The organism is Parachlamydiales bacterium (assembly GCA_041671045.1).
GTDB lineage: Bacteria > Chlamydiota > Chlamydiia > Chlamydiales > JABDDJ01 > JABDDJ01.
The window spans coordinates 683232-689629 of the sequence record JBAZCF010000001.1 but is presented as its reverse complement, the minus strand read 5'-3'; the positions used below and the strand labels follow the sequence as shown (position 1 = coordinate 689629).

The 6398-nt window shown below is 38.8% G+C and carries 7 protein-coding genes and 1 pseudogene; 1 reads left to right on the top strand and 7 read right to left on the bottom strand.

Annotated features, from left to right (window positions below; translation table 11 throughout):
• Positions 1-187: 187 nt before the first annotated feature.
• The gene (locus WC222_03145; GenBank protein MFA6915367.1) at positions 188-487 is read left to right on the top strand and encodes a hypothetical protein; all 300 of its coding nucleotides are present in this window, start codon (positions 188-190) and stop codon (positions 485-487) included.
• A 97-nt stretch (positions 488-584) separates the two neighbouring features.
• Here WC222_03145 and WC222_03140 read toward each other — a convergent pair whose 3' ends face one another.
• The 7 genes and pseudogenes from WC222_03140 to WC222_03110 form a co-directional block, all read right to left on the bottom strand.
• Positions 585-866, bottom strand: coding sequence for a hypothetical protein (locus WC222_03140; protein ID MFA6915366.1), 282 nt, complete (start codon positions 864-866; stop codon positions 585-587).
• A 101-nt stretch (positions 867-967) separates the two neighbouring features.
• A pseudogene (locus WC222_03135) lies at positions 968-1537 on the bottom strand (ISAs1 family transposase).
• 8 nt (positions 1538-1545) lie between these two features.
• Entirely contained in the window at positions 1546-1692 is a 147-nt protein-coding gene (locus tag WC222_03130) for a hypothetical protein (protein MFA6915365.1), read from the bottom strand.
• 104 nt (positions 1693-1796) lie between these two features.
• Positions 1797-1988, bottom strand: a complete 192-nt coding sequence (locus WC222_03125) for a hypothetical protein (GenBank protein MFA6915364.1) — start codon at positions 1986-1988, stop codon at positions 1797-1799.
• Between the two features lie 112 nt (positions 1989-2100).
• Entirely contained in the window at positions 2101-3579 is a 1479-nt protein-coding gene (locus tag WC222_03120; protein MFA6915363.1) for an F-box protein, read from the bottom strand.
• A 318-nt stretch (positions 3580-3897) separates the two neighbouring features.
• Positions 3898-4536 carry an outer membrane beta-barrel protein gene (locus WC222_03115; GenBank protein MFA6915362.1) on the bottom strand — a complete coding sequence of 213 codons (639 nt, stop codon included), beginning with the start codon at positions 4534-4536 and terminating at the stop codon, positions 3898-3900.
• A 23-nt stretch (positions 4537-4559) separates the two neighbouring features.
• The gene (locus WC222_03110) at positions 4560-6218 is read right to left on the bottom strand and encodes a GMC family oxidoreductase (GenBank protein ID MFA6915361.1); all 1659 of its coding nucleotides are present in this window, start codon (positions 6216-6218) and stop codon (positions 4560-4562) included.
• Positions 6219-6398: the final 180 nt, after the last annotated feature.

Genomic DNA, 6398 nt, shown 5'->3' with positions numbered 1-6398 from the left:
CGAATGTTATAAGTCGCTTCAGTTTGCATGAGGTAGATCCTGTTCTCTTTAGTCGGAAACAGACTATCTCATGCATTTTTTATTTACATACCACTTTTAATTTCGGTGTCAGGCCTATTGTGCAACAAGGCCAAAGCGAAAAGCATATTCCTCAAAAAAACAAAACTCACAAAGAAAGGTTAAACCAATGGCTAAAGATAATTCCGAAAAGATCTTTAATCTTAAAGAGGATGCCGTAAAGGAATACAACCCAGTTCAAAATTTATTAGACACCAATAAAATGGGTGCTGCTATTATGCAATGTTTTATTGAAAATGATACAGACGGTGTATTAGAGATTATCGAAAGTTATCTTTATGCTTTAAATAAAACACAGTTTTTAAAAGAAGCAAACGTTCCTCGCTCTACTGCATATAATTTTTTTAAAAGAAGAAATCCAACTATAAAAACTCTAGCAAAAATCATTCACGCCTCTGCTCATTCTTAACGGATTAAAAAAATTTTTTACTCCTTTTTACTCTCACAGGAAACCTAGCGTACTTCTTGCACCTAAGAAAACGTTAAATTAACTATATGAGATTTTTTTAATCTGTTTTATACGCCCAAAACTCATTATCAGGAAGTGGATTTGGATAATCCCATCTTATGAAATTTTCTTCCAATAATCCATTTGAGCAATGTGCGATAATTTCTGCACAAGCTATAGAAAAGTCTTCTAGTTCTTCTTCTGTAATCTCGCCGTCAATATAAAATGATAAAGATGCCGTGTGTTCATCTTCTTCCCATATAGCATCAACAGCTCTAATTTTATTAGATTTAAGATCGCTAATTATCCAATTTGTTATAGTTGTTAAATGATTTTGCATATTCATTTGATAAAAATCTTACTTGATTATAGCGTTCGGATCAGATGGTATAACATGTACTTTACCATCCTTAGCATATTTGATTATACCTTTTGTTGTGGTTAAGTATTGTGTTGGAGACTCTCCGCATGTTCAAAATAGTTTTGAATTTCGTCGAACAATGTTGGCTGGTTATCTTTGACCATCAGAACATAATTTGCTTCTTTCTCTACGATAATCCTCGCAATCTCTTTTTGGCATCCCATTGCATCTATTGTGATCGTTGCGCCTTTAATATCAAGAGCCCGAATAAGCTATGGAATTGCTGTTATTTCATTCGACTTTGTTTCCGTTTTCACTTGACCTAGAACAAGACTTCTTCCCGAAGACCAAGCAGACACCATATAAAGAAGAGAATCAGGCTGATTTTTTTTATTTGATGCGCCTCTGACTCGCTTGCCGTCAATTGCGATTAGGTCTTCAACTTCATCTTTGGAAAGAGTGGCAGACCAATTGCGAAAAAGCATTTCAGTTTGAGAGGGATCGAGACGAACAAGTAACCACCAGAATGTATCGTACGAGGGTACGTCATATCTCAAATCTAACCATGTCATTAACCATTTTCGCTTGGAAGAGGCATAACGATAAATAGCACTAATGCTATTGGCACCTCCTACAATGGCGCAGAAGATGATAGCTATTAGAGTAAAAGGCTATGCCTTTGGTTGTCTTTTGCACGAGGATCTTGAATGGGATGGGTAATTTTTTCTAAATACCTTTTAAATTCCTCTAAATCAATCTCTCTTGCATCATCATAGGGCTCCTCTTTGATACCTTTAGCATTCATATCTGTCTCCATGTTGAGTAAAACAGATATGAAAATTTAAAGAGAGATTAGCATCAAGAAATTTTAATCAAAAGACCCTGGGTTTCTAACTTGTCCAGAGTTTTCTAATAGCATAAGTATTGTTCATCATAACGCCAAGGCATAGAGCAAAGTCCACCTAAGAAAACCTCATTTTTCCAATCTGCTCGCCACTCATTAATAAAATGGTCCTTTATTTCAAAGCCCAGGTTTAAAGTATATTGTTGGCTTACGTCATCTTGGATATTATCGTAAAAAAGATGTTCTACTAAATGCATCGCATTACTAAAGTTAAGCGAGAAGCAAACATCTTCGACAGAATAGTGTGAAATAATTTTACTTCAATCTTTTTTAGTAGCAAGTTCTTTTGTAAGCTGTCGTAACATGTACTTAGCCCTTAACTGTACTGGTTTCAGCAGATTCGAATGTGAGCATTTCAAGAGCACCGCCTCTATCAGCCTCGTAGAGTGAGTCGTTCGGACTAAGCCTTGTAATCGCTCCCTGCGGATCTACGTAGAGTTGCGAGGGTGCTGGAAGTCGTTGTATGGTGAATTTGAAGTCAGTGACAGGGACGTGCCCTAATTTGACAGGAAGGCTTAAAAACAAGCGTCCTTTGTTTTTAGAGCTTCTTTGTGAACTTTCATAGATAAATGAGGGGACAAATGTGTTGTTTTTTCTTATTTTTCTTTGATCATAAAATCCCACTGTTTTGTTCTCAATAAGATTGCGCAGGCGAACTTTGGTAATAGATTCTTCATCAAGAGTGTATGACGTAAATGTTTGACGATAGAGTTGTGACTGGTGCGGCTCTGTGGGAGATCTTGGAAATTCTTGATAATTATAAGCACTTCGAGATGATTGAGAGTCAATTTTTGGTAGATGATCCGGATGACGAAGATCGTTTACTTTCCATTTATTTATTGTTCTATCAGGTGGTGAGAGCACTAAACAATCGTGCCAAACTTTGTCATGGGCAGATTCATCATATTCTTTGGGCACAAAAAGGGAGTATTTTATGACAAAAACTTCTTTAGTGAGATTGTTATCTCTTTTGAATCGTAGTCTGAAGACAGGCGGATAAGCTTCGAAATCCTCCCTATGGGCAAGTGCGTCCACATCTTGAATAACTCCGTGTTCGGAGGGGGTTGTTTGATAAACCTTTAGATAGAAAATGTTGTTGATGTCTCCAAAAATCTCTTTAAGTCTCTGATAATTAAATTCTCGGATGTGATTCTGGTAGGAGAAAATTATCGATCTATAGCTGGGTGTGATTTTAGGATCTAAAGATAAACCTTTTAAGTGGGTTTTTCGATAAAGCTCTGTATCTTCTCTTCCAATATTTGAGTCGGTGAGAGTTCGGAAGCCTTTGCTAACGAGTCGCACATTTTTAATATCTGTGATACTTAAATTGCTGAGAATTTTCAGTACAATATTTGGGAATAAAGAAATTTTTATGGAGGTACTTTGATAACGGCTATCGGCCTGTCTGATTTCAATTTTGTTCGTGCTTACTAAAAAGTCGATATTTTCTGGTTCTAACAATAGTGTGGAAGCAAACAGCTCTTGGTAGTTTTTAGCCACCTGTGGATTAAAAGTAGTAGCTAGAAACTTGCAGATTGCTCCTGCAATGGTAAAGGGAATAGCTAGCAAGACGTCAAAGAAAATGCGTTGCGTTGTTAATTCGGTGGATTCCGAAAAGCTTTCAAAAAGGGCTTGCGTTTTTTTCTCCACAAAGAATTCGCGAACTTGTTTTGTCCCAGTTTTTAGCTCCCAAAGTCTTGTAATAGGTTGCATCAAATAGTTGCCCCACTTATCTATGGGGCTATCATTTGAAGTAATAATGTTTGTAATATATCTAGTACAACTCATAATTTTCCTCTATTAAAGAAGAAGCATATATCAACTAAGTTTTAAAGTAAATAATTATTATTGTTCTAAATATAACTGTTTACATTAGTGAGTTTCTTTATACAATATACGGATGGACGTTGTTTCATGAATGGTTTATTTCTGACACTCATTTCTCTGAAAAAATGGTATTTAGCCAGTTTGACAAAGCAGCTGCAAATCCAGCTTCACCTAAGCCTTCTTTATCAGAAAATGAGACCTAAATCCATAGAACACTGAGGGTCCAAATAAAGGAAGCGGTCTTACCGCTTCTTCTACTCGATCGGCTTGACCCCAAACCTACCTTAAGAAGCCAAACTTATATACGACCCCAACTCCGACGGAATGGTTATAAAAATGACAGCCTCCCTGATGGAATTTGTATTCCAAAGAAATCTCTGTATTGCAGAAGATCGGATAGGCTAACCCTGCCATCGCCTGCCAAGAAAGATGGTTCCAGTTTTGGTTAAAAATAATACGAGAATTTGAGGAATGCACTTGTTGGAAATCATAACCTATGCCAACCCCAATAAAAGGTTGGATATTCCAAAATGCACACCTCCATGAAGATAATGGCAAATCCCATAATAGATTGGCCATATATGAGGAAGCTTGGAAATGTCCATGATTGGAATGGCCCTCTCCAAAGAAATGGATTTTGCTTATTGCATTTCTTCTAAAAGCATATTCACCTTCCAAACGTAAGCCATAACGCCAACAATAACCTAACGAACCTGCAATAATATACCCAGGTTGATATGTGGATTTGTTTTCTGAGATTTCAATGTTTTGTAAGAAATTAGCGCCGCCCAAAATCTTAGCATAAAAATTCGTCCCTTTAATACAGCAGGAGCGCTTATAACACCTTTCTTGAGCTTGTACATCAGCTGCCATGAAAAATAAGAGTGAAGTTAAAAGCAGCAGAATATTTTTTTTCATGTTGATTATCATATTGTTATTTTTCATTTGCGCAAGACATGTTTCAGAATTTCGCTACTCCGTAATCCGATCATCATAGCTGGTCCTGTAGTATTAATATCAGGTATCACGGGACAAATGGAGTTGTCAGCTACAAAAACGTTCTTTGTGCCATAGACACGTGTGTCGCCATCTACCACACCTCCGGCCTCCAAACGAGCCATTTTACAGTGTGATACAAAGTGGTGTATATCAAGTGAAAGATTACTATTATTTTTCACGTACTGCTCAACCACTGCGTCATTATAGCCAGATAGAATGACTAAATTGATCGGGTCACTTAAAATGGGTTTAAAATATGGCGAAGGAAATGGGTACAGGATATTTAATTGATCTAGCAGAGCGCGAATATAGACCGAGACGGCACTCTTCATATTCGCTAGGTCTACAGGATTTTGGTAAAAACCGTCATCCGCTGCGGCTATCTGAAATGAATTATCGCTTTGGATTATGACACTCCCCTCACTCACGGGGTTCAAAAGATCAAATCCAATGGCTAATAGCGGAGGTGTCTGTGCGGTAGCCGGTATGTATTCAAACAAAATCTGTAGCATTCGTGGGTCGCTGGAACTACCGCCCACTGCTGGCAAGTAGACATTATTGATAGTAAATGCGTACGGAGCTCCAGGTGGTATACCACTAATTGTGGGGTCTGCAAGCATCGTAATAAAAATGAGCGGATGGTTTTGGAGATGTTTTCCTACATTCTCATTGATAAAAACGGGCTTAATTCCTGCATTCTTTAGCGCTTGCGACGGTCCTATGCCCGAAAGCTGTAGCAACTTGCTACTGTTGACGCCACTCGCCAAAACAACGGCTTTCCGAGCTCGTGCTACGAAGAGTTGACCGTCCTTCATATATTTTACTTTTTTGGCACGTCCATGTTTATCGAATACTATTTTCACAGCTACAGAATCTAAGAGCATAAACAGTTTGTGTCCATTAACTCCTTGACCTTCTGGCGTCATTACCGTGCTATTTAAATATGCTGTCGCGCTGCTCACTCGCTTGGTACCTGTAGGATCAATAAACCACTGAGAACGAGGGGCTATACAATTCGCCACACTCGGATCATTGTAGTCCGCCACAGTTGGAATTCCAGGAAACGCTGCCTGTGAAGCGGGCAATAGTACTTGCGAGGTTACCTGCGATACGGTAGGTGTCTGTAGTATATTGACAGGACCATTGACTCCTCGTGCCTCTGATGTGATTGTCAGTCCTTGGTAGTTCTCAAGAGCTTTGAAGGTTGCCAGAATATTGTCGAGACTCCAATTGCTACTACCTGAAACTTCTTCCCAGCGTGAGTACACGGCGTTCGACCCACGCCCATAGTATAATCCGTTTATCGATGAGCCACCGCCCAACAGCATTCCTGTTGTCCAGTCACTTGTTCGGCCATTAAGCCCCGGCATTGGTAAGGTTTGATTCCATCCCGGCCAAAAATACTTAGGTTTTCCTGTCCCAGCCAATAGGAATGCTGGGAGACCCACAGCTTCTATTGCCGGATCATTTGTTAAATTTGGTCCCCCCTCTATTCCTATTACTGAAAAAAGACCATTCTCTGATAGTTCGCTCATCAATACGCAACCTGCCGCTCCACCACCAACTACTATGATGTCTGCCTCTAGTTCGTTTCCCGACATTTTGCATCGATAAGGTGAAGTTGGATCGCCAAACAGGCTGACTGTAGCACTTATTAAAGCGAAAATAATAAATTTAATCTTCATAGTTTATTTCTCCTGCAATGCACTATCAATAACAAAATTGTAATTGTCAAGGAATTGGCGGAGGCTGAAAAAAACTATTTTCAGCCTTCTTGATAA

Bases quoted from the DNA above. Each gene is read 5' to 3' on its own strand.
- WC222_03145 (MFA6915367.1), top strand. From the start codon at position 188: ATGGCTAAAGATAATTCCGAAAAGATCTTTAATCTTAAAGAGGATGCC.
- WC222_03125 (MFA6915364.1), bottom strand. From the start codon at position 1,988: ATGCATTTAGTAGAACATCTTTTTTACGATAATATCCAAGATGACGTA.
- WC222_03110 (MFA6915361.1), bottom strand. From the start codon at position 6,218: ATGTCGGGAAACGAACTAGAGGCAGACATCATAGTAGTTGGTGGTGGA.
- WC222_03120 (MFA6915363.1), bottom strand. From the start codon at position 3,579: ATGAGTTGTACTAGATATATTACAAACATTATTACTTCAAATGATAGC.
- WC222_03115 (MFA6915362.1), bottom strand. From the start codon at position 4,536: ATGAAAAAAAATATTCTGCTGCTTTTAACTTCACTCTTATTTTTCATG.
- WC222_03130 (MFA6915365.1), bottom strand. From the start codon at position 1,692: ATGAATGCTAAAGGTATCAAAGAGGAGCCCTATGATGATGCAAGAGAG.
- WC222_03140 (MFA6915366.1), bottom strand. From the start codon at position 866: ATGCAAAATCATTTAACAACTATAACAAATTGGATAATTAGCGATCTT.